The 19,732-nt window shown below is 73.6% G+C and carries 17 protein-coding genes; 9 read left to right on the top strand and 8 right to left on the bottom strand.

Translation table 11 applies throughout. The features are described from left to right. Positions 1-11: 11 nt before the first annotated feature. Entirely contained in the window at positions 12-398 is a 387-nt protein-coding gene (locus tag ABZW11_RS17810) for an arsenate reductase family protein (RefSeq protein WP_355418234.1), read from the bottom strand. Positions 399-471: 73 nt separating this feature from the next. Here ABZW11_RS17810 and ABZW11_RS17815 point away from each other — a divergent pair, with 73 nt between their 5' ends. The 3 genes from ABZW11_RS17815 (at position 472) to ABZW11_RS17825 (ending at position 4,695) form a co-directional block, all read left to right on the top strand. Beyond that, entirely contained in the window at positions 472-2,139 is a 1,668-nt protein-coding gene (locus tag ABZW11_RS17815) for an aromatic amino acid ammonia-lyase (protein WP_355418236.1), read from the top strand. A 130-nt stretch (positions 2,140-2,269) separates the two neighbouring features. After that, positions 2,270-4,018, top strand: a complete 1,749-nt coding sequence (locus ABZW11_RS17820; protein ID WP_355418238.1) for a glycosyltransferase — start codon at positions 2,270-2,272, stop codon at positions 4,016-4,018. Between the two features lie 53 nt (positions 4,019-4,071). Next, entirely contained in the window at positions 4,072-4,695 is a 624-nt protein-coding gene (locus tag ABZW11_RS17825) for a YoaK family protein (protein WP_355418240.1), read from the top strand. Between the two features lie 40 nt (positions 4,696-4,735). On the opposite strand, the gene ABZW11_RS17830 is transcribed toward ABZW11_RS17825, so the two are convergent. Next, the gene (locus ABZW11_RS17830) at positions 4,736-5,926 is read right to left on the bottom strand and encodes a pyridoxal phosphate-dependent aminotransferase family protein (RefSeq protein WP_355418242.1); all 1,191 of its coding nucleotides are present in this window, start codon (positions 5,924-5,926) and stop codon (positions 4,736-4,738) included. Between the two features lie 437 nt (positions 5,927-6,363). Between ABZW11_RS17830 and ABZW11_RS17835 the strand changes: the two genes are divergently transcribed. From ABZW11_RS17835 to ABZW11_RS17850, 4 genes are read left to right on the top strand one after another with little or no spacing between them, the layout of a single operon-like run. Continuing rightward, positions 6,364-8,823 carry a nitrate- and nitrite sensing domain-containing protein gene (locus ABZW11_RS17835; RefSeq protein ID WP_355418244.1) on the top strand — a complete coding sequence of 820 codons (2,460 nt, stop codon included), beginning with the start codon at positions 6,364-6,366 and terminating at the stop codon, positions 8,821-8,823. Then, on the top strand, positions 8,816-9,241 hold the full coding sequence (locus ABZW11_RS17840; protein ID WP_355418246.1) for a roadblock/LC7 domain-containing protein: 426 nt from the start codon (positions 8,816-8,818) through the stop codon (positions 9,239-9,241). The genes ABZW11_RS17835 and ABZW11_RS17840 overlap by 8 nt, the downstream gene beginning before the upstream one ends. Next, positions 9,238-9,588, top strand: coding sequence for a DUF742 domain-containing protein (locus ABZW11_RS17845; protein WP_355418247.1), 351 nt, complete (start codon positions 9,238-9,240; stop codon positions 9,586-9,588). The genes ABZW11_RS17840 and ABZW11_RS17845 overlap by 4 nt, the downstream gene beginning before the upstream one ends. After that, a complete protein-coding gene (locus tag ABZW11_RS17850; protein WP_355418249.1) occupies positions 9,569-10,150 on the top strand; it encodes an ATP/GTP-binding protein in 582 nt (193 codons plus the stop codon). The genes ABZW11_RS17845 and ABZW11_RS17850 overlap by 20 nt, the downstream gene beginning before the upstream one ends. Positions 10,151-10,153: 3 nt before the next feature. On the opposite strand, the gene ABZW11_RS17855 is transcribed toward ABZW11_RS17850, so the two are convergent. Then, positions 10,154-11,083, bottom strand: coding sequence for a LysR family transcriptional regulator (locus ABZW11_RS17855; protein ID WP_355418251.1), 930 nt, complete (start codon positions 11,081-11,083; stop codon positions 10,154-10,156). Between the two features lie 122 nt (positions 11,084-11,205). On the opposite strand from ABZW11_RS17855, the gene ABZW11_RS17860 reads away from it, so the two are divergent. Then, positions 11,206-12,048, top strand: coding sequence for an SDR family NAD(P)-dependent oxidoreductase (locus ABZW11_RS17860; protein ID WP_355418252.1), 843 nt, complete (start codon positions 11,206-11,208; stop codon positions 12,046-12,048). Positions 12,049-12,240: 192 nt separating this feature from the next. Here ABZW11_RS17860 and ABZW11_RS17865 read toward each other — a convergent pair whose 3' ends face one another. From ABZW11_RS17865 to ABZW11_RS17880, 4 genes are all read right to left on the bottom strand, one after another. After that, positions 12,241-12,720 (bottom strand): proteasome activator, encoded by a 480-nt coding sequence (locus ABZW11_RS17865; protein WP_355418253.1) that lies wholly within the window; start codon positions 12,718-12,720, stop codon positions 12,241-12,243. A gap of 246 nt (positions 12,721-12,966) precedes the next feature. Then, positions 12,967-14,679, bottom strand: a complete 1,713-nt coding sequence (locus ABZW11_RS17870) for an ABC-F family ATP-binding cassette domain-containing protein (RefSeq protein WP_355418254.1) — start codon at positions 14,677-14,679, stop codon at positions 12,967-12,969. Between the two features lie 135 nt (positions 14,680-14,814). Beyond that, the gene (locus tag ABZW11_RS17875) at positions 14,815-15,651 is read right to left on the bottom strand and encodes a hypothetical protein (protein ID WP_355418255.1); all 837 of its coding nucleotides are present in this window, start codon (positions 15,649-15,651) and stop codon (positions 14,815-14,817) included. A gap of 132 nt (positions 15,652-15,783) precedes the next feature. Continuing rightward, a complete protein-coding gene (locus ABZW11_RS17880; RefSeq protein WP_355418256.1) occupies positions 15,784-16,362 on the bottom strand; it encodes a hypothetical protein in 579 nt (192 codons plus the stop codon). A 124-nt stretch (positions 16,363-16,486) separates the two neighbouring features. Here ABZW11_RS17880 and ABZW11_RS17885 point away from each other — a divergent pair, with 124 nt between their 5' ends. Further along, entirely contained in the window at positions 16,487-17,626 is a 1,140-nt protein-coding gene (locus ABZW11_RS17885) for an acyltransferase (protein WP_355418258.1), read from the top strand. Here the strand turns inward: ABZW11_RS17885 and ABZW11_RS17890 are convergent. Beyond that, the coding region (locus ABZW11_RS17890) for a family 78 glycoside hydrolase catalytic domain (RefSeq protein WP_355418260.1) at positions 17,617-19,732 on the bottom strand (2,116 nt) is incomplete at its 5' end. The genes ABZW11_RS17885 and ABZW11_RS17890 overlap by 10 nt on opposite strands.

Here is a 19,732-nt window from a genome sequence, read left to right on the forward strand (position 1 = left end):
GGCCTTCCGTTTCACCGCGGCAGGACGGACCGTACGGCTTCCTCCGTCCGCGCGACCACGGCCGTTCCGTCGTCGGCGGTGATGATCGGCCGCTGGATGAGCACGGGGTGGGCGGCCAGCGCCTCGATCCACCGCTCGCGGGCGGCGGCGTCGCGCGGCCACGACGCCAGGCCCAGCTCGCCCGCCACGGGCTCGCCCGTCCTCGTGATGTCCCACGGTTCGAGGCCAAGCCGGGCAAGCACGTCGCGCAGCTCGCCCGGGGCCGGCGGGTCGTCGAGGTAGCGGCGTACGGTGTAGCCGGCGCCCTCGGCATCGAGCACGGACAGCGCGGCGCGGCACTTGGAGCAGGCCGGGTTGATCCAGATCTCCATGGCTCCCGACAGTACCGGGAATCTCATCACTTCTTCCTGATCAGGTCAGCCCTCCGCCCGGCGCCGCCGGACCCGCCCGCTCCCCGCCTATACAGGTCCGATGAGAGCCGTACGGATCGTCACGGGGATGGGCCTGCTGGCCGCGTTGCTCGTACCGGCACGGGCCACCGCGGAACCGGTCGCGCCGCGCCCGCTGAACCTGGTGCTGGACGGCCGCTCGTTCACGCTCGGCGACGCCTTCGCGATCCTGGAGGGCCGCCCCGTCGCGGCCAGGATCTCTGGGACCGCGCAGGCCACGATGGCGCGGACCAGGGCGGGCGCGCTGGCCGCGCTGGAGGACGGGCAGCGGGTGTACGGCTGGAACCAGGCGCTCGGCCCGCTCAAGGACCGGCCGCTCACGCCGGGGCAGGCCGAGCAGTTCCAGCGCAACGTGCTGCGCTCGCACGCCGCGGGGGTCGGCGAGCCGCTGCGCGACGACGTGGCCAGGCTGGCGCTGATCGTCAAGGCCAACCAGATGGCCAGAGGCAGGTACGGCGTCCGCCCCGACGTGCCGCAACGGCTGCTGGCCCTCGTCAACGCCGGGGTCGTGCCCCTGATGCCGCAGATCGGCTCGCTCGGCACCGGCGACCTGCAGCCGCAGGCCGCGGCCGGGCTGGCGGCGATCGGCGAGGAGGCGCCGGTGCGGTACGGCGGCGAGGAGGGCCCCGCCTCCGCCCTGCTCCCCAAGGCGGGGCTGCCGGCCGGCTTCACCCTCCAGGCGGGCGAGGCGCTGCCGATCGTCAGCGGCAGCACGGTCGTGGCGGCCCTGCTCATGGACGCCGTACGCCGGGCCACGGTGCTGGCCGGGCAGGCGGAGGGCGCGCTGGCGCTGTTCATGGAGACGACCAGGGCCGAGCAGGGGGCGCTGGACGCGCGTACGCACGCGGAACGGCACATTCCCGAGGAGAACGCGGTCGCGGCGCGGCTGCGGGCGATGGTGGCGGGCTCGGGCTGGATGACGGAGGAGGGCCGCAAACGGCTCGACCCCGAGCACTACGAGCCGCGCGTGCAGGACGCGGTGTCGGTACGGGCCGCGCCGCACATCCTGGCCGGGCTGCGGCACGTGCTGGCCGACGCCCGCCGCACCCTGGTCCGCGAGGCGAACTCCGCCACCTCCAACCCGCTGGTCTTCAGGAAGGAACAGGGCGCCGGGTACGAGTTCGTCATGGGCGGCAACTGGGACGCCTCGATCTTGGGGCACCTCGCCGACAGCATGAACGCGGAGATCGCCGACGTCGCCGTCCTGTCGCAGGAGCTGTCCGGGCGGCTGCTGTCGCCCCGGTGGAGCTACGGCCTGCCGGCGAACCTCGCGGGCGGCGCCCCCGGCCTGAACTCGGGCATGGTGCAGGCGCAGACCGTGGCCGCCGCGCTGATCCCCGAGCTGCAGGTCAGGGCCACCCCGGCGGGCACGCTGTCCCGCCCGGTCAAGGACGGCCAGGAGGACCACAACACGATGGCCATGGCCTCGGCCCGCCACCTGCACGAGAACCTCGACCGGCTGGAGGTCGTGCTGGCCGTGCAGTACCTGATGGCGGCCCAGGGCATCGACCTGATCGCGGAGAAGATGGCGGGCCTGCCGCTCGGTCCCGCCGCCCGCGCTCTGCACGCGGAGCTGCGCCGGCACGTCGCGCCGCTCGGCGAGGACCGCTACCTGACGCCCGACCTGGAGCGGGTCGTCGCGCTGGTACGCGGTGGACGCCTCCTGCCGCCGGGCGCCCCTCTTCCTTGACAGATCCTGACAATCCTGACCTGCGACAATCCTCGCTCCCGCCATATCGGCTCGTTGCTTTCTCAGGTAAGGGCTCTACAGTGGGCTCTCGCCAATGCCCCGACCGACGCATGAGGGAGCAGCAACGCGCATGTCCGCCACCCCTCGGGACCGTGCCGACAGCCAGGTGCCGCGCGTCCGCGGCAACGACTACCGTGTCCTGCGGCCGCCGGAGGACTACACGCCCCGGCTGCGGGTCAGCGTGGTGATCCCCGCCTACGGCGCCCAGGACAAGCTGGACCTGGTGCTGCAGGGGCTGGCGCGGCAGACGTACCCGGCGGAGCTGACCGAGGTCATCGTGGTGGACAACGGCAGCTCGCCGCCGCTGCGGGTGCCCGGGGGCAGCGCCGCGCGCCTGGTGGTGTGCGAGCGGCCAGGACGGGCCGCCGCCCGCAACGCCGGGCTGGCCGCGGCGGACGGCGACGTCATCCACTGGCTCGACTCCGACGTGGTGCTCACGGCGGGCGCGCTCGACGCGCACATGCGCTGGCACCACGCCGCGCCCTACCTGTCGGTGACCGGCTACATCCGCTTCACCAGCGCCGAGCTGCCCGCCGAGCTGCCCGACGACCTGGAGGCGGCGTTCGAGCCGGCAGAGCCGCACACCTGGCTGGTGGGCCTGGTGGAGCGCACCGACGGGCTCACGAACAACCCGGTGCGGCCGTTCAGCCTGCACGTCGGCGGCGCGACCTCGGCCGGCCGGCGGCTCATCGAGGCCGCGGGGCCCATGGACGAGGAGCTGATACTCGGGCAGGACACCGAGATGGGCTACCGGCTCGCGCAGGCTGGGGCGGTGTTCGTCCCGGAGCCGGCGGCCCGCGCCTACCACCTCGGACCGACCATGCGGATGCGGCACCAGAAGCGCATCGACCGGGTCAGCCACGCCTTCGTCGCCGACCGCATCCCCACCTACCAGTGGCTGCGCGGCCATCCCGGGCGGCAGTGGAAGGTGCCGCAGGTGACCGCCGTCGTCTCCGGCACCGCCGGGTACGAGGCCGTGCGGGCGAGCGTGGACGCGCTGCTCGCCTCGACGGTGGCGGACCTGTCGGTGGTGGTGACCGGCCCCTGGGACACCCTCGACCGCGACCGCCGCGCCCCGCTCAAGGACCCGAACCTCGACCTGGTGCTGGTCCACGGCCACTACGAGCACGAGGGCCGGGTACGCCTGGCGACGGCCGAGGAGGTGGACCCGTCGACGCCGTTCGTGCTGCGGCTGCCCGCCGGGTGGGTGCCGGGCGAGGACAGCGTGGCCAGGCTGCTGAGCCTGATGCGCGACGAGGGGCTCGGGCTGGTCAGGGTGCTGCTGGACGAGACCGCCGACGCCGTGGCCGAGGCACGGCTGGAGCGCGTGTCGTCGTTCGCGCGGGCCCGGCTCGTCGCGCGTCCCGGTGAGCCGCTGGACGACGCGGTGGACGACGTGTCCGGGGTGCGGTGGGTGACCGGCGAGGAGTACGCGTTCTCCGCCGCGCCCGCCGAGGGGCTGCCCGAGGTGGTGGGCCGGCGGGCGGCCTACAAGGCGCGGGTGCAGGCGGAGGCCGAGGTGGCCAGGCTGACCAAGGAGGCCGAACGGCTGCGCGGGCAGGTCGACAAGTGGCGCGAGGAGGCCGGCAAGTGGCGTAAGAGCGCGGTGGAGCTGCGGCGTGAGGTGGGCACGCTGCGCCGCGAGCTGCACGCGGCGCAGCGCCGGCAGCCCGCCGCGCCGACGACCCTGACGGGCCGCGTCAAGCGCGTCATCCGCCGCCGCGTGCTCAACCGCCTCCCCGCCAACGGCCGGAAGCCCCCGCAGGACGCCGCCCAGCAGCCGGAGCCGCAGGCGGGTGAGCAGCAGGGAAGCGGCTAGGCGGTCAGCGCGTCCTCCCCGGGTGAGCGGGCCCGGCGTCGGACGATGGGGGGATGCGATCCGTCCCTCGCCTGCCGGTGCTGACCATGGCGCTGGCCTCGGGAGCCGTCGACGCCTTCACCTTCCTCTCGCTGGGTCAGGTGTTCACCTCGAACATGACCGGCAACCTGGTGCTGCTGGGCGTGTCGGCGAGCCGGGGCAGGTTCGCCGACGCGGTGGGCTCGCTGGTGGCGTTCGTCGCGTTCACCTGCGGGCTGGTGCTGGCGTTCCGGTTCACCCGCGGGGTGCGCGGGTGGGCGGTGCGCACCAGGCTGACGGTGGCGGCGGAGGCGGGGCTGCTGGCCGGGCTGCTGACGGGGTGGGCGCTGGCGGGGCCGCAGCTGGTGCTGATCGCGGCGGCCGCGCTGGCCATGGGCATGCAGAGCGCGGTGACGCACCGGCTGCACACGTTCATCGGCTCGACGACGTTCATCACGGGCGCGCTGACCAGCACGATCGCCCGCCACCTCACCCCGGGCACCGGGCCGCCGCACGGGCCGGAGCTGGTGGCGGTGCTGGGCGCGCTGGTGCTCGGCGCGGCCGGCGGCACGCTGCTGGTCGTCCTGCTCCCCCTGGCGGCGCCCGCGCTCGCGCTGCTCGCGGTGACCGTCACCCTGGTCGCCAGCGCGTACGCGTGACGGTCCCAGGGGAAAGAGCGGCGCCGGCTTCCGCCGCTGATCAGGAGATCAGGCCCAGGCGGCGGCCGGCCACCGCGAAGGCGGTGGCGATGCGGTCGAGCTGAGAGTCGGTGTGCAGGGCCGTGGCGCTGACCCGGATCAGCGCCCGGCCCTCCGGCACGCTGGGCGGCACCATGGCGGTGGCGAAGACGCCCTCGGCGAACAGTTCCCGCCACAGCAGGCAGCACGGCACGACGTCGCCGACGTGGACGGGGATGATCGTGGTGCGCGAGCCGCCGGTGTCGTAGCCGAGCCCGGACAGGTCGGCGCGCAGGCGGTCGGCGGCGGCCAGCGCGCGGCGGCGGCGCTCGGGCTCGGTCTCGATGATGTCGAGCGCGGCCAGCGCGGCGGCGGTGCTCGCCGGTGACAGTGCCGCCGAGTAGACCATCGAGCGCGCGTGGTGGCGCAGGTAGACGATGATGTCGGCGGGTCCCGCGACGGCGCCGCCCGTCGTGCCGAAGCACTTGGAGAAGGCCAGCGTGTGCAGGTCCACGGCGCTTTCCAGGCCGAAGTGCTCGGCGGCGCCGCGACCGGCCGCGCCTAACAGGCCGATGTCGTGGGCGCCGTCCAGGACCAGGCGCACGCCGTAGCGGCGAGCCAGGGCGGCGGTGCCCGGCAGGTCGCAGAGCGTGCCGGTGGTGGAGAACATGCCCTCGGTGAGCACGAGCGCGGCGGCGGCCGGGTCGCAGCCGTCGAGCAGCCGGTCCAGCTGCTCCATGTCGTTGTGGCGGTAGCGGCGCAAGCGGGCGCGGGAGACCCGGACCGCGTCGATGAGCGAGGCGTGGATGAGCTGGTCGGCGAGCACGGTGTCGCGCGGCCCGACCAGGGCGCCGAGCGCCATGTTGGCGAGGAAGCCGCTCGGCGTCACCATGGCGGCCTGCTGCCCGAGGAACGCCGCCAGCCTCGACTCCAGCGTCTCGTGCAGCGCGAGCGAGCCGTTGACCAGGCGCGAGCCCGACGTGCCGGTGCCCAGGCGGCGCACCGCCCGGCAGGCGGCGTCCTTCAGCCGGGGGTCGGCCGAGAGCCCGAGGTAGTCGTTGGACCCGGCCGACACCAGCACCCGCCCGTCCACCCGCACCTCGCCGGTGGCCAGCCGCTCCTCCACCGGCCGGTAGTACGGGTTGGCGCCCATCTCGGTGACCGGCTCGAAATCCTCATGGAGCCGGCACCTGGCGAACGCGTCGAGCATCATCACGACCCTTCTGCGCGGCGGCGTACCAGACGCGCGCCAGTCTGCCTCTTCTCACGCCCGCGCGGCGTGTCGCGACGCGGGCGCCGGGGGCGCCCGGGGGAGCAACACGCTCATCGGCGGGCGCGGGGTGACGGGGCACGGCGGGTTCGTCTGATCGTGATCGCTCATTTGACCGGTCCCGCGATCGGTCATTTGATCAATTACCCGGATTCGTCACTGTGCGTGGACGTGACGGCGGTCACGGTTCACGAATCGTGTGTTGACAAAGAGTCAACACGTCATTCGCGATGATTCTTCGCATCCGTACCTTGAAGTACATCTGCCCCATCGGCATAGTGGACGAACCACAAGCGCACCGGTCGTGGCGGGCAACCTCGGGGGCGGCAGCACGTCCACGACTGCCCGGCAGCGCACCCTCGCGCGGAATTGGATGAAGGATGAGCTCGCCCCCGCCGATCCGTACCAAGCTGCTCAGAATCCTCCTGCTTCCGCTGGTCTCCATGGTGGCGTTATGGGGATTCATCGCTTATTCCAGTGTGGATGAGATCGTCGAGGTCTCGCAGACGCAGGACCGCTGGGAGGCCATCGGCTCGCCGCTGCTCCAGCTGATCGTCGAGCTGCAGCGCGAACGCCAGCTCTCCGCCGAGGCGCCCGGCAGCACGACCGCGTACAAGCCGCTGGCCGAGCAGCGGCAGCAGACCGACGCCCAGGTCGGCAAGGTCCGCGAGATCGTCAGGACCATCATCGAGGGCGACAGCGACGCGACCCCGGCCCAGGTCGAGGCGATGGTGGAGGCCCTCGACGGGCTCCAGTCGCTGCGGGCCTCCGCCGACGGCGGCGTGCTGGCCCCGACGCTGACCGTCATCGAGGCCTACAACAACCTCATCGCGGTGGTGAACCGGCAGTTCACCGACCGCGACGCGCTGAGCGACGTCTCCTCCTACCGCGCGGTGCGCGGCATGGCCGCCTTCAGCGCCACCGCCGAATACCTGTGGCGCGAGCACGCGGTGCTGACCAGCACGATCGTGCAGCGCAGGATGACCCCCACCGACCGCGCCGCGTTCGTGGCCGCCATGTCCAGCCGCCGGCTCGTCTTCGCCAACGCAGAGCGCGACGCCGGGCCCGAGCTGCGGGCCGCCTACGACCGGCTGGTGGCGGGCGAGCCGTACAAGCGCGTGGTGGCGGTCGAGGACGAGCTGTTCACGTTCGACACGGGCGGCGCGCCGCCGGTCACCGCCCGGGAATGGAAGGGCGACGCCGAGGCCGTGCTGGGCCAGATCAACCAGGCCACGCAGGCCGAGCTGGCCCGCGCCGCCGCCGAGGCCCAGAGCCAGAAGGTCGGCGCGTACTGGCGGATCGGGCTGGTCCTGCTGCTCGGGCTCGCCGCGGTGCTGGTGTCGCTGGCGCTGTCGTACCGGTTCGGCCGATCGCTGGTCGACGAGCTGCTCCGGCTGCAGGGCTCGGCCGTCGAACTGGCCGAGCAGCGGCTGCCCCGCCTCGTCGAGCGGCTGCGCCGCGGCGACGACGTGGACCCCGCCACCGAGGCGCCCGCGCTCGACCCGGCCGAGACCGCCGAGGTGAACCGCGTGGTGGACGCCTTCGCCGCCGTGCGCCGCACCGCCGTCGAGGCCGCCGTCGGCCAGGCCGCGCTGCGCAAGGGCGTCAGCCAGGTCTTCCTCAACCTGGCCCGGCGTAACCAGGCGCTGCTGCACCGCCAGCTCGCGCTCCTCGACACGATGGAGCGCAGGGTGGAGGAGCCCGAGGTCCTGGAGGACCTGTTCAAGCTCGACCACCTCACCACCCGCATGCGGCGGCACGCCGAGAACCTCATCATCCTGTCCGACTCCTCCCCCGCCCGCCGCTGGCGCGACCCGGTGCCGCTGTTCGACGTCGTACGCGCCGCCGTCCTGGAGGTCGAGGACTACACGCGGGTCACGGTCGCGCCCATGCCGGACGCCCCGCTGCTCGTCGGCGCCGCCGTCACCGACGTCATCCACCTCGTGGCCGAGCTGATCGAGAACGCCACCGTCTACTCGCCGCCCAACACCACCGTGCAGGTGCGCGGGGTGACGGCGGCCAACGGGGTGGCGCTGGAGGTCGAGGACCGGGGGCTCGGCCTGAACGACGCCACGCTCGCCGAGCTGAACGCCCGGCTGTCGGACACGCCGGAGTTCGACCTGGCCGACACCGACCGGCTGGGCCTGTTCGTGGTCGCCAGGCTCGCGGCGCGGCACGGCATCAAGATCATGCTGCGGCGGTCGCCGTACGACGGGACCACCGCCATCGTCCTGCTGCCCGCCACGCTGCTGGCCGAGGCCGAGCGCCCCGCACTCACCGCCGGCAGCGCCCCCGCTCTCGGGACGTCGGCGTCGTCCGCCTCCTGGGGGCAGGGGACCAGCACCGCTCCCGAGCGCGGCACCTGGTTCGACGCGCCCGACCGTACGGGCGACCCCGACCCGGTCTGGACGCCCGACCCCGCCTGGCTGTCCGGCGGCACCACGCGGGAGCCCGCTCCGGCGCCCATGTCAGGTTCCGTGCACGGGCCCGACACCGATGACGTGGAGCTGCCGATGCGGCGGCCCACCGGCGGCGCCGTGCCCACGCCGGTGCCCGGCTCCGCCAAGCCCGACGGCCGGCCTGAGGCGTGGAGCGTCACCGTGTCCGCCCAGGACGCCGACGAGGATCTCGACGGGCTGCCCATGCGGATCCCGCAGGCCAGCCTGGCTCCCCAGCTCCGTGACTCGGGACGCGTGCACCGTCGCGTCGTCGCCGAGCGCACGCCGGAGGAGCTCGCACAGCTCATGTCGTCCATGCAACGCGGCTGGCAGCAGGGCCGCCGGCAGACGGGGCACGAGCACGACATGTGGAACCGAAAGGACGACCAACCCGATGCCTGACTCCAGAAGCGAACTGAGCTGGCTGCTCGACGACCTCATCCAGCGCGTGCCCGGCATCCGGCACGCCATCGTACTGTCCGCCGACGGGCTGTCCATGGGCAGCTCCAGAGGCTTGACCAGGGAGGACGCGGAGCACCTGTCCGCCATCTCGGCCGGCAGCCACAGCCTCGCCATGGGAGCGGGACGGCACTTCGGGCTCGGCGGCGTACGGCAGACCATCATCGAGATGGAGGAGGGCTTCCTGTTCGTCACCGCCGCGGGACAGGGCGCCAGGCTGGCCGTGCTCGCCACGGCGGACGCCGAACTGGGCATGGTCACGTACGAGATGGCCCTGATGGTCAAGAGGGTCGGCGAGCACCTCTCCGCGCAACCGAGGGGAGCTGCACCGGCCCCGGCCTGGAACGGTACGAGGCGGTGAGCGGGGACGATCCAGGGCCGCTGATCCGGCTCTTCGGGCTGACCGGGGGCCGGGCGCGGCCCCAGGGCGAGGCGTTCGACCTGGTGGCCATCGTCACCACGGTCGGCGACGCGCCGGAACCCGCGGACCTCATCCCCGAGCACCGCGCCGTGCTGACGCTGTGCCGCAGGCCCACCCCCGTGGCCGACGTCGCGGCGCACCTGCGGCTGCCGCTCAACATCACCCGGGTCATCCTGGGCGATCTGCGCCGCGACGGCCTCGTCACCATCGACCGCCCACGCCCCGTCGCGCAGACGATCGACGAACGCATCTACAGGGAAGTGCTCCATGGGCTACGCAGTCTCTGAGGCGGGGACGGCGCCGGCCGTCCCCGCACTGGCCATCAAGATCCTCATCGCGGGTGGTTTCGGCGTCGGCAAGACGACCATGGTGGGCACGATCAGCGAGATCCGGCCGCTGCACACCGAGGAGCTGCTGAGCGACCGCGGCATCGGGGTGGACGACACCTCGGGCGTCGAGTCCAAGATCACGACCACGGTGGCGCTCGACTTCGGCCGGATCACGATCCGCGACGGGTTGTGGCTCTATCTGTTCGGCACGCCAGGCCAGGACCGGTTCTGGTTCATGTGGGACGAGCTGGCGCTCGGCGCGCTGGGCGCCGTCGTGCTCGCCGACACCCGCAGGCTGCAGGACTGCTTCCCCGCCGTGGACTACTTCGAGCAGCGCGGCATCCCGTTCGTGGTGGGGGTCAACTGCTTCGACGGCGCCCGCCGGTACGACCCGGGCAAGGTGCGGCGGGCGCTGGGGCCGGGCGAGCACATCCCGATCGTGCTGTGCGACGTGCGGCGGCGCGACTCGGTCAAGGAGGTGCTCACGACGCTCGTCACGTACGCGGTGAAGGGCATGTGACCTTCACGGCGTGGGCGCGGCGTCCCGGAGCACTCTGGCGAGATGGGCGGCGGGCTCGGGGAGCGGGCCGGGCAGCCTGGCCAGCAGGCAGCGGCGCCGCTCCTGGGCCCCGCCGCGTACCGGGAGCACCCGCACCCCGTCAGGGACGGCCTCCGCCAGCATCGCGGGCACCGTGGTCAGCCCCGCGCCCGCGGCCACGAGGCTGAGCTTGGCCAGCCAGTCGCGGGCCGAGTGGACGATCTCGGGCCGCTCGTCCAGGCCGGGCCAGGCGCCCATGCCGGTGCTGTCGCCCGCTCCCCCGGCGGCCGCGCTGCCTGGACCAGCGATCCAGCGCTGCCCGTGCAGGTCGGCGACGTCGATGTAGTCGCCCCTGGCCAGCGGATGACCGGCGGGGACGGCGACGCGCAGGCTCCGCTCGTACAGGACGCTCACCTCAAGGGCAGGGCTCTCCGCGTCGGGCGGGCGGAACGGCGGCGCCGAGCCGAGCAGCGCGAGATCGATCGCCCCCGCCCGCAACGCGCGGACCAGCGCCGGTGTGCTGCCCTCCCTGGTGTGCACGGTGATGGCGGGATGCTCGGCGCGCAGGGCCGCCAGCGCCCGGGGTACCAGGACGGCGCCAGCGCTGGCGAAGTAGCCGAGCCGTACGGTGCCCGGCTCATCGGGCAGCCCGGCCAGCTCACGCGCGCCCGCGTCCACCTGATCGACCACCACGACGGCGTGACGCAGCACGATCCGCCCCGCCGGGGTCAGCCGCACGCCGTCGTGGCGGCGCTCCAGCAGCTCGGCGCCCGCCGCGCGTTCGAGCGAGGCGATCTGGCGGGAGACGGCCGACTGCGTGTAGCCGAGCGCGGTCGCGGCGGCCGTGAGCGTGCCGCGCTCGGCCACCTCGCGGAAGACGCGCAGAGCGGTGAGCGAGACGTCGGTGAAGGCCATGAGGTTTACGCATACCACACTTGACGAAGTTGCGCTGGTGGCATGGCGCTCCACCTGCCTAGGCTGGACGACCGGGGAGCTCCCTCTGTCCCTTCCCTCTTCAGGAGCATGAGGAGCACTGCATGAGCAACGCCAAAGTCGCCCTGGTCACGGGCGCGACCCAGGGCCTTGGCCTGGCCCTGGTCGAGGGCCTGGCCCGCCGCCTGGGCCCGGACGGCACGGTCTACCTGACCGGCCGCGACGCCGCACGGGTCGCCGAGGCCGTCGCCGGGCTGCCGGAGACCGGCGCCCGGATCCGCGGGGAGCTGTACGACGTCGCCGAGCCCGCCTCCGCCGCCCGCCTGGCCGGGCTGCTGCGGGAGCGGCACGGCGGCGTGGACATCGTCTTCGGCAACGCCGTCATGCGCGTCGGCCCCGACGACGATTCGGCCAAGGTCATCGACGAGTACACGGAGGTCAGCAACTTCGGCACCACCCGCCTGCTGCGGGCCTTCCTCCCGCTGCTCCGCGACGGCGGCCGGCTGCTCGTGGTCGCCAGCTCACTGGGCACCCTGCACCACCTGGCACCGGCGCTGCACGGGCACTTCGACGGGCTGTCGTCGCTGGACGAGGTGGACGAGCAGGTCGCGTCCTGGCGGGACGCGATCAAGGACGGCAGCGCCCGCGCCGGGGCCTGGCCGATGTTCATCAACATCCCGTCCAAGATCGCGCAGGTGGCCGCCGTACGGGTCCTGGCCGAGCAGCGCAGGGCCGAGGACGCCCGCCGTGGCATCCTGCTGGCCGCCGTGTGTCCCGGCATGATGAACACTCCCACGTCGGGCCTGTGGTGGGACGTCTCCTCCGCCGCCCTGCCTGCCGACGCGGCCGTCCCCCTGCTCGACCTGGCCACCGGCCCGTTCAACCCCGCCCACTACGGCCTACTGCTCCGCCACGGCCACCCCGTCCCCTGGTCCCCAGCGGCCTAAAGATAAGGGCCGGCACCGGAGCCGCCGGGCGGACGGCTTGACCTAGTGGAAGGGACCGCCGGGCGGACGACCTGACGGCCTAGGGGCAGGGACCGCCGAGTGGGCGGCCCTGACGACCCAGAGGCAGAGGCCGCCGGGTGGGCGGCCCTGACGACCCAGAGGCAGAGGCCGCCGGGTGGGCGGCCTGACGGTCTATAGGTAGGGGCCGGTGCCGGGGCCGCTGGGTGGGCGGCCTGGGGTGGGCGGGCCGGGGAAGTCGGGGCGGGTGGCCTGCTGGAGGGTCAGCCCCACCCTGATGCCCTGGAACACCCCTTCCAGCCACCCCACGAGCTGGCTCTGCGCGATGCGGATCTCGCCCTGGGTCAGGGTGCCTGACGAGGTGGGCAGCAGCCGTTCCAGCTCCTCCCGCAGCTCGGGCGCCACCGAGTCGCCGATCTCCGCCACGACGCGCGCGTGGATATGCCCGAGTTGCTCGCGGGCGTGCTCGTCGAGCGGCAGCCCGCGGGCCTCGTCGAGCAGTGACCGGGCCATCGTGGTGACGCGCAGCAGCCGCGCCGGCTCCTTGACGCGCCCGATCTCGGCCTCCACCGCCGACTCCGCCTCCGCCGCCGAGTCGGGCGGGACGGGCGGGACGGGAGCTACCGGCCGGTGAGGATCGGGTGTAGAGGTCATGTCGCCGTCCTGTCATCGCAGGTCGCCCCGCACGGGGGCGCGGTCTTCCCTGCCCCCTGCCCAGGCACACGCCCCTCACGCAGGAGACCTCCGAGACAGAAGTGACACGCCCGCCACCCCCACGCCCCCAGCCCACCCGAACACCACGAGCCGATGCGGGAAAGGCGAATCCCCTCCCCCAGCTCCCCCACCGCCCGCCGACCCCGAGGGAGCAGGCGGGGGTGGGGTGCTTCCCCCGGGACGGAGTCAGGCGAGGGTGATGAGGTCGGTGTAGTCGTCGTTCCAGAGGTCCTCGACGCCGTCGGGCAGCAGCAGCACCCGGTCGGGGGCGAGGGCCTCGACGGCCTCCTCGTCGTGGGTGACCATCACGACCGCCCCCTCGTACGCCGCGACCGCCCCCAGCACCTCGGCCTTGGAGGCCGGGTCGAGGTTGTTGGTGGGCTCGTCGAGCAGCAGGACGTTGGCCTGCGAGCTGACCAGCCCGGCCAGGGCGAGCCTGGTCTTCTCGCCGCCCGACAGCACCCCGACGGGTTTGTCCACGTCGTCCCCGCCGAACAGGAACGACCCCAGGACGGTCCTTGCCTCGCCGTCGGTGAGGTGGGGCGCGGCGGTGGCGAGGTGGCGGGCGACGGTGTGGGCGGGGTCGAGGGTGTCGTGCTCCTGGGCGAAGTAGCCGAGCCGCAGCCCGTGGCCGTGCACCACCCGTCCGGAGTCGGGCTGTTCGTGCCCGGCGAGGATCCTGAGCAGGGTGGTCTTGCCGGCGCCGTTGAGTCCGAGCACGACGAGGCGGCTGCCCCGGTCGATGGCCAGGTCCACCCCGGTCAGCACCGGCAGGCCGCCGTACGCCTTGGTCAGGCTGATCGCGCCGAGCGGCGTGCGGCCGCTGGGTGCGGGCTCCGGGAGCCGGATCCTGGCGACCTTGGCGGCGCGCCGTACGGGGCGGGTCTCGGCGAGCATGCGGTCGGCGCGGCGGGCCATGTCACGGGCGCGGACCGCGGTGGACGAGCGGGAGCGCATCCGGTCGGCCTGGGCGTGCAGGGCGGCGGCCTTGCGCTCGGCGGCGGCGCGCAGCCTGGCCCTGCGCCGTTCGTCGGCGTCCCGCTCGGCGAGGTACGTCTCCCAGCCGCTGTTACGGACCTCCAGCGCGCCCGCCTCCAGGTGCCAGACCCGGTTGACCACGTCGGCCAGCAGCCCGGTGTCGTGGCTGATGACGACGAGCCCGCCCGGGTAGCCGAGCAGGAACGTCCGCAGCCACGCGATCGAGTCGCGGTCGAGGTGGTTGGTCGGCTCGTCGAGCAGCAGCACGCCGGGCTCGGCGAACAGCACCCTGGCCAGCTCGACGCGCCGCCGCTGCCCACCGGACAGCGTGCCGAGCGGCTGGTCCAGCGTCCGATCGGGCAGCCCGAGCCCGGCGGCGACCCGAGCCGCCTCCGCCTCCGCGGGATAGCCGCCGCGCGCCTGGAACTCGGCCTCGGCTCTGACGTAACGCGCCATCGCCCGCTCCGCGGCCCCCGCCCCGGCAGCGGCGCGCTCGGAAGCGACACGCCCAGAGGCGGCGGCGTCGGAGGTGGCGGGGCCGGAGGTGGCGGCGTCGGAGGTGGCGGAGCCGGAGGTGGCGGGGCCGGGGGTGGCCGACGCGGTTTCCGCGAGGGCCGTCTCGGCGGCGCGTAGGTCGCGGACCGCCGTGTCGAGGCCGCGGGCGGACAGGATGCGGTCGAGGACCGTGGTCGCGGAGTCGGCCGCCGCGGGGTCCTGGGGCAGGTAGCCGACGGGGCCCGTACGGACGATGTCGCCGGACGCGGGCTGGAGGCGCCCGGCGAGGGTCTTCATCAGCGTGGTCTTGCCGGCGCCGTTGCGGCCGACGAGGCCGATGCGGTCGCCGGGACCGACATGTCCGGTCAAACCGGACATGAGCAGGGAGGCGCCGGCGCGCACGGCGACGCCACGAAAGGTGAGCATGAGATGACGCTCCGGAATAGCCGGTGGACACAAGGGTGGCGTGGAAGCGGGTGTCCTGGCTAAGAAGTCCGGGGCGTAGACATGCGGCCAGAATATGGGCGGGCCACGAGGGCCCGCCACAGGTTTTTCCGCGGGTCAGTTCCAGATGCCCGGTGCCTGGGCCGGGGTGTCGTCCTTGACCTCGGTGCGGTCGATCACGTCGCCCTCCAGCGGGAGGAGGACCGTGGCCTCGCGGCCCCAGTCGGTGTAGCGGGTGTCGGACTCGACCTGGACGGTGCTCTTGTCGATGGGCAGCACGGCCTTGGCGGCGATGCGCCGCACGAGGCCCTTGTCGCCGAACCAGATGGTGTAGCCGATCTTCCCGTCACGCTTGGCGGTGAAGCGGGTGCCGTAGAAGGCGGCGAACGGCTTGGAGGACTTGGCGAGCTTGCTGGCCTTGACGCTGCCCTTGAGTACGCCGTCCTTCCACGAGGTACGGCCGGCGACGAGCGTCTTGAGCGTGGCCGGGTCGAGCGCCTCGACGACCAGGTTGCTGGGCGGCTGGACGACCTCGCGGTAACGCACCCAGCTCGTGCCCGGCGGCAGCGCCTGGTCGACGACGGGGCCGGAGACGTAGCTGACGTCGCCGGAGGAGAGCATGCGGACGGGCCCTTCCTGGAGGGCCTCGGTCTCGGCGGGGGCGGTCTTCTTCATGGTGCGCAGCAGTGCCGGGCTGTACTGCAGGGTGTGGGCCACGTCGGAGGCGACGGGCCCGCGCGGGCCGAAGCCGACCGTGCCGTCGAGGGCGGAGGTGGCCACCTGCCCGGCCTGGAAGGTCACCTTGGCGGTGGCCCGCAGGTTGACCGCCTTGCCCTGCCCTAACTGGGCCTGCAGCGCCTTGACCGGGTCGGTGGTGGGGGCGGCGTACGCGGGCATGGCGACGAACTGCGCCAGGCCCGCGACGGCGACCGCACCGATGAGGGTTCGCTTCATGGGGGTTTCCTTGGGAACGGTCCTGAAAGACGCGAACAATCTGGTGCATCTAAGATCGCGTCGTCAAGCCGGACCCGCGGATGCGGCATGGAGGTCGCGGGCGGAGATCACCGGGCTCCGCTGCGTGATCGTTCAGGCGGGGAAGTCCTTCGGGTTGACGTGGGTGGTCCTGGCGTTGCCGCCCTTGACCGGGTTGAGGGTGAGTGTCCAGGCGGTCGCGGTCCTGGAGGTCGTGGTGAAGCGCAGCTTGCTGGTGAAGCGCTGGTAGCTGGCCGCGCGGGTGAACCTGCCCTTGGAGACGCTGAAGCGGGTGCCGGTGGTGAAGTAGATGCGGTACGTGCCGTCCCTGACGTCTCTGATGGTCGCGGTGGACCTGGCGCGTACGTAGATGCTGATCGCCTTCTTCTTGCCCCTGACCAGGGCGACGACGCCGTCACGTGACGTGCCGTTCTTGATCTTGAGCCGGCCGCGCCCGCCGCTGATGCGGTCGTAGAGTATGCGGCCGTTGCGCGGGCGCGCGGCGGCCTGCTGGGCGGCCTGCTGGGCGGCCTGCTGGGTGGCCTGCAGGACGGCCGGCGTCACCGTGGTGACGGCGGGCGCGCTCGCCACGGGGGCGGCGCTCGCGGGCGGGGTGGTCAGCAGGCCGCCGGCGAGGGCGACGGCGGCGACGGCGCTGGTACGAAGAGCTGCTCGGCCGGAGGGGCTTCTCACGATCACCATCTCCTTCGTGACGCTGGTCACGGCAAAGATAAGAGATCGAACGCGTGCGCGAAACCGGATATTCACCACCGGACTCGCCGCGGCCTTTCGCGGCAGATGGCCTAGACTGCGGCAGATGTTCCTGGCCCCCGCCCGGCTGGCCTGGCTGGACGCCCTCCGGGGGCCGGCAGCGCTGGCCGTCACCCTGCACCACGCCGGCTGGACGTTCATCCCCGCCGTCTGGGCGGAGGTGGACCGGCGCATCGACATGGGCACGTGGGGCGTGTTCGTGTTCTTCCTGGTCAGCGGCTACATCATCCCGGCGTCGCTGGAGCGCAAGGGCGACCTGCGCGCGTTCTGGACCGGGCGGGCCTTCCGGCTGCTGCCGCTGCTGCTGCTCGCCTGCGCGCTGACGCTGGGGCTGGCGCTGGCCGGCGTGCTGCCGATGCCGGACGGCCTGGGCGGCCGGCCGGCGGCGCTGGTCGTGCTCGGGAACGTGACGATGCTCCAGGAACTCCTGAACCTGCCGGCCGTCGTCACCGTCACCTGGACGCTGTCGTACGAGATGGCTTTCTACCTGATGTGCGTGGCGCTGTTCGCGGTGGGGCAGGAGCGGCGGTCGGCGGGGATCGCGGTGGCGCTGGCGGTGCCGGCCGTGCCGCTCGGGCTGCTGCTGCCGAAGTCGGTGATCAGCGGGCGGGCCGACCTCCTGGCGGCGGCGCTCGGGCTCGCGGTGGTCGCCGCCGTCGCGGTGACGGTGCTGGCCAGGGGCCGGTTGAGGACGGCGGGCGCGGTCGCGGGCGGGTTGCTGGGGCTGGCGCTGGTGGTGCTGGGCAGCAGGGGCGGCACCTGGCAGGGCGTGATCATTGTGGCCACGATGTTCGCGGGCACCGCGGTGTACCGGGCCGAGCAGGGCACGATCTCCTGGCGGGCCGCGATCACGGCGGTGCTGGTGGTGCTGGGCTGCGGCCTGCCCGCCAAGGACGACCCGGCGTGGGCGCCGGCGATCGTGCTGGCGTTCTGCACGTTCTGGCTGGCGTACCGGCTGCGCACGCGGACGTTCCCCGCCTGGCTGGCGCGGCTCGGCGTGATCAGCTTCTCCGTCTACCTGCTGCACCCGATCCTGCTGTACGTGCTCCCCGGCCTGCCCGGCTACCTCCTCGTCCTGATCCCGCTGAGCATGCTGACCTACCACCTGGTCGAGGCGCCCGCCCAGCGGCTCGGCAAGCGGCTGGCGGGCCCGGCAGGGCCGGGCCCGCACCGCGCTCAGCCCTGAAGCGCGCCGGTGAAGGTGTGCGTGCCTGCCCCCACCTCGGCGGGCCCGCCCTCGATCGGCAGGTCCAGCTCGGCGGTGGTGCCCGGAGGGACGGTGACGGTGACGGTCAGCTCGCCGCCCGCCCTGGTCCAGGCGACGCGGGCGGTCCCGTACGGGGTGTCGAGCGCCGCCTCCGCCTCGGTCAGGCCGCCGCCGGGACGCGGCGCGACGCGCAGCCGCCGGTAGCCGGGGGCCGCGGGGGCGAGCCCGGCGACCGTGCGGTGCAGGAAGTCGGCCACCGCGCCCAGCGCGTAATGGTTGAAGGAGGTCATCTCGCCCGGGTTGACGCTGCCGTCGGGCAGCATGCTGTCCCAGCGCTCCCAGATCGTGGTGGCGCCCATGGTGACCGGATACAGCCATGACGGGCATTCGCGCTGGGTCAGCAGCTCGTACGCGGTGCCGTACGCGCCGACCGCCGCCAGCGCGTCGCAGACCAGCGGCGTGCCCACGAAGCCCGTGCCGATGCGGTGCCCGTCGGCCGCGACCAGCTCGGCCAGCCGCCGCCCGGCCCGCTCGCGCTGCTCGGGCCTCTCCAGCAGGTCGAAGCAGATGGCGAGGGCGTGCGCGGTCTGGGTGTCGCAGGCCAACCGGCCCGACGGGGTGACGAACTCGCGCCCGAACGCCGCCCGCACCTCCCCCGCCAGCCGTGCGTAGTGGGCCGCGTCGTCGGCGTGGCCGAGCAGTGCGGCCGTCTCGGCGACGAGGCGGGCCGTCCAGGCGTGGTAGGCGGTGGCGACCAGGGCGGGGTCCGTGCGGGCCTTGCCCGGCTTGTCGGGCGGCGCCGCCGGGTCGAGCCAGTCGCCCCACTGGAAGCCGGTGTCCCACAGGTGGCTCTCCCCGGCCAGCCCGGCGATCTCGTCCACCCACCCCTTCATGCTCGCGTACTGGGTGCGCAACAGCCCGAGGTCGCCGTAGCGCTGGTGCAGCACCCACGGCACGATGACCGCCGCGTCGCCCCACGCGGCGGCCGGACCTGGGGACATCAGGTCCACCCACGGCACGTAGTGCGGCACGGTGCCGAGTTCGTCCTGCTCGGCGGCCAGGTCGGCGAGCCAGGAGGCCAGCGGGCCCGCGCAGTCGTAGAGGAAGGCGGCGGTCGGGGCGAAGACCTGGAGGTCGCCGGTCCAGCCGAGGCGCTCGTCGCGCTGGGGGCAGTCGGTGGGCACGTCGACGAAGTTGCCGCGCAGGCTCCAGACGACGTTGTCGTGCAGGCGGTTGAGGTCGGGGTCCGAGCACCGGAACGTGCCGGTCGGCCGCAGATCGGTGTGACACACGACCGCCTCGATCGCGGCCCCGATCGCGTCCTCGGCCCCGGTCCCGGCGCCGTCGCCGCCTCCGCCCGCGACCCCGACCCCGGGCCCGGGCCCGGCGCCCTCGCCGGGCTCGGGCAGCGGGCCCGGCCAGCCGTCGATCTGGGCGTAGCGGAAGCCGTGCATGGTGAAGCGGGGCTCCCACTCCTCCGGGACGTCGTCGCCGCGCAGCGTGTACGTATCGGTGGCGGCGGCGTGGCGCAGCGGGCGGAGGCTGAGCGCGCCGTTCTCCAGGACCTCGGCGTGGCGAAGGGTGACCGTCCGCCCGGCGGGGCCCTGGACGCGGATGCGCAGCCGGCCGGTGACGTTCTGGCCGAAGTCGAGGATGGTCTCGCCGGACGGTCCTGTCAGCACCTGCCGCGGCCTCAGGGTCTCCACCCGGCGCACCGGCGGTCCCGTCGGCGCGACGAGCCGGGCGGGGTCGTGGCCGAGCACGTCGGCGGGCGTCCAGGCGGCGGCGTCGAAGCCGGGCTCCGACCAACCTTGGGGCAGCAGGCGGGCGTCGTACCGTTCGCCGTCGTACAGGCCGGCGGCGGTGATGGGACCCGTGGCGCAGCGCCAGTGCTCGTCGGTGACGACCAGGTCGGTGCCTCCGTCCTCGTACGTGACCTCCAGCTGGGCGATGAGCGCGGTGCGGTCGCCGTAGATGGCGGTCTTGCCGCCGTGGTCGACTTCCGCACCGGCACGGAGGAGACCCTGAGCCTGGACGAGACCGTCGGGCCCTCGGCGGCCGACGGGCACGGGGGCGGCGACGAGG

Source organism: Nonomuraea sp. NPDC004580, from assembly GCF_040609855.1.
GTDB classification, from domain to species: domain Bacteria; phylum Actinomycetota; class Actinomycetes; order Streptosporangiales; family Streptosporangiaceae; genus Nonomuraea; species Nonomuraea salmonea.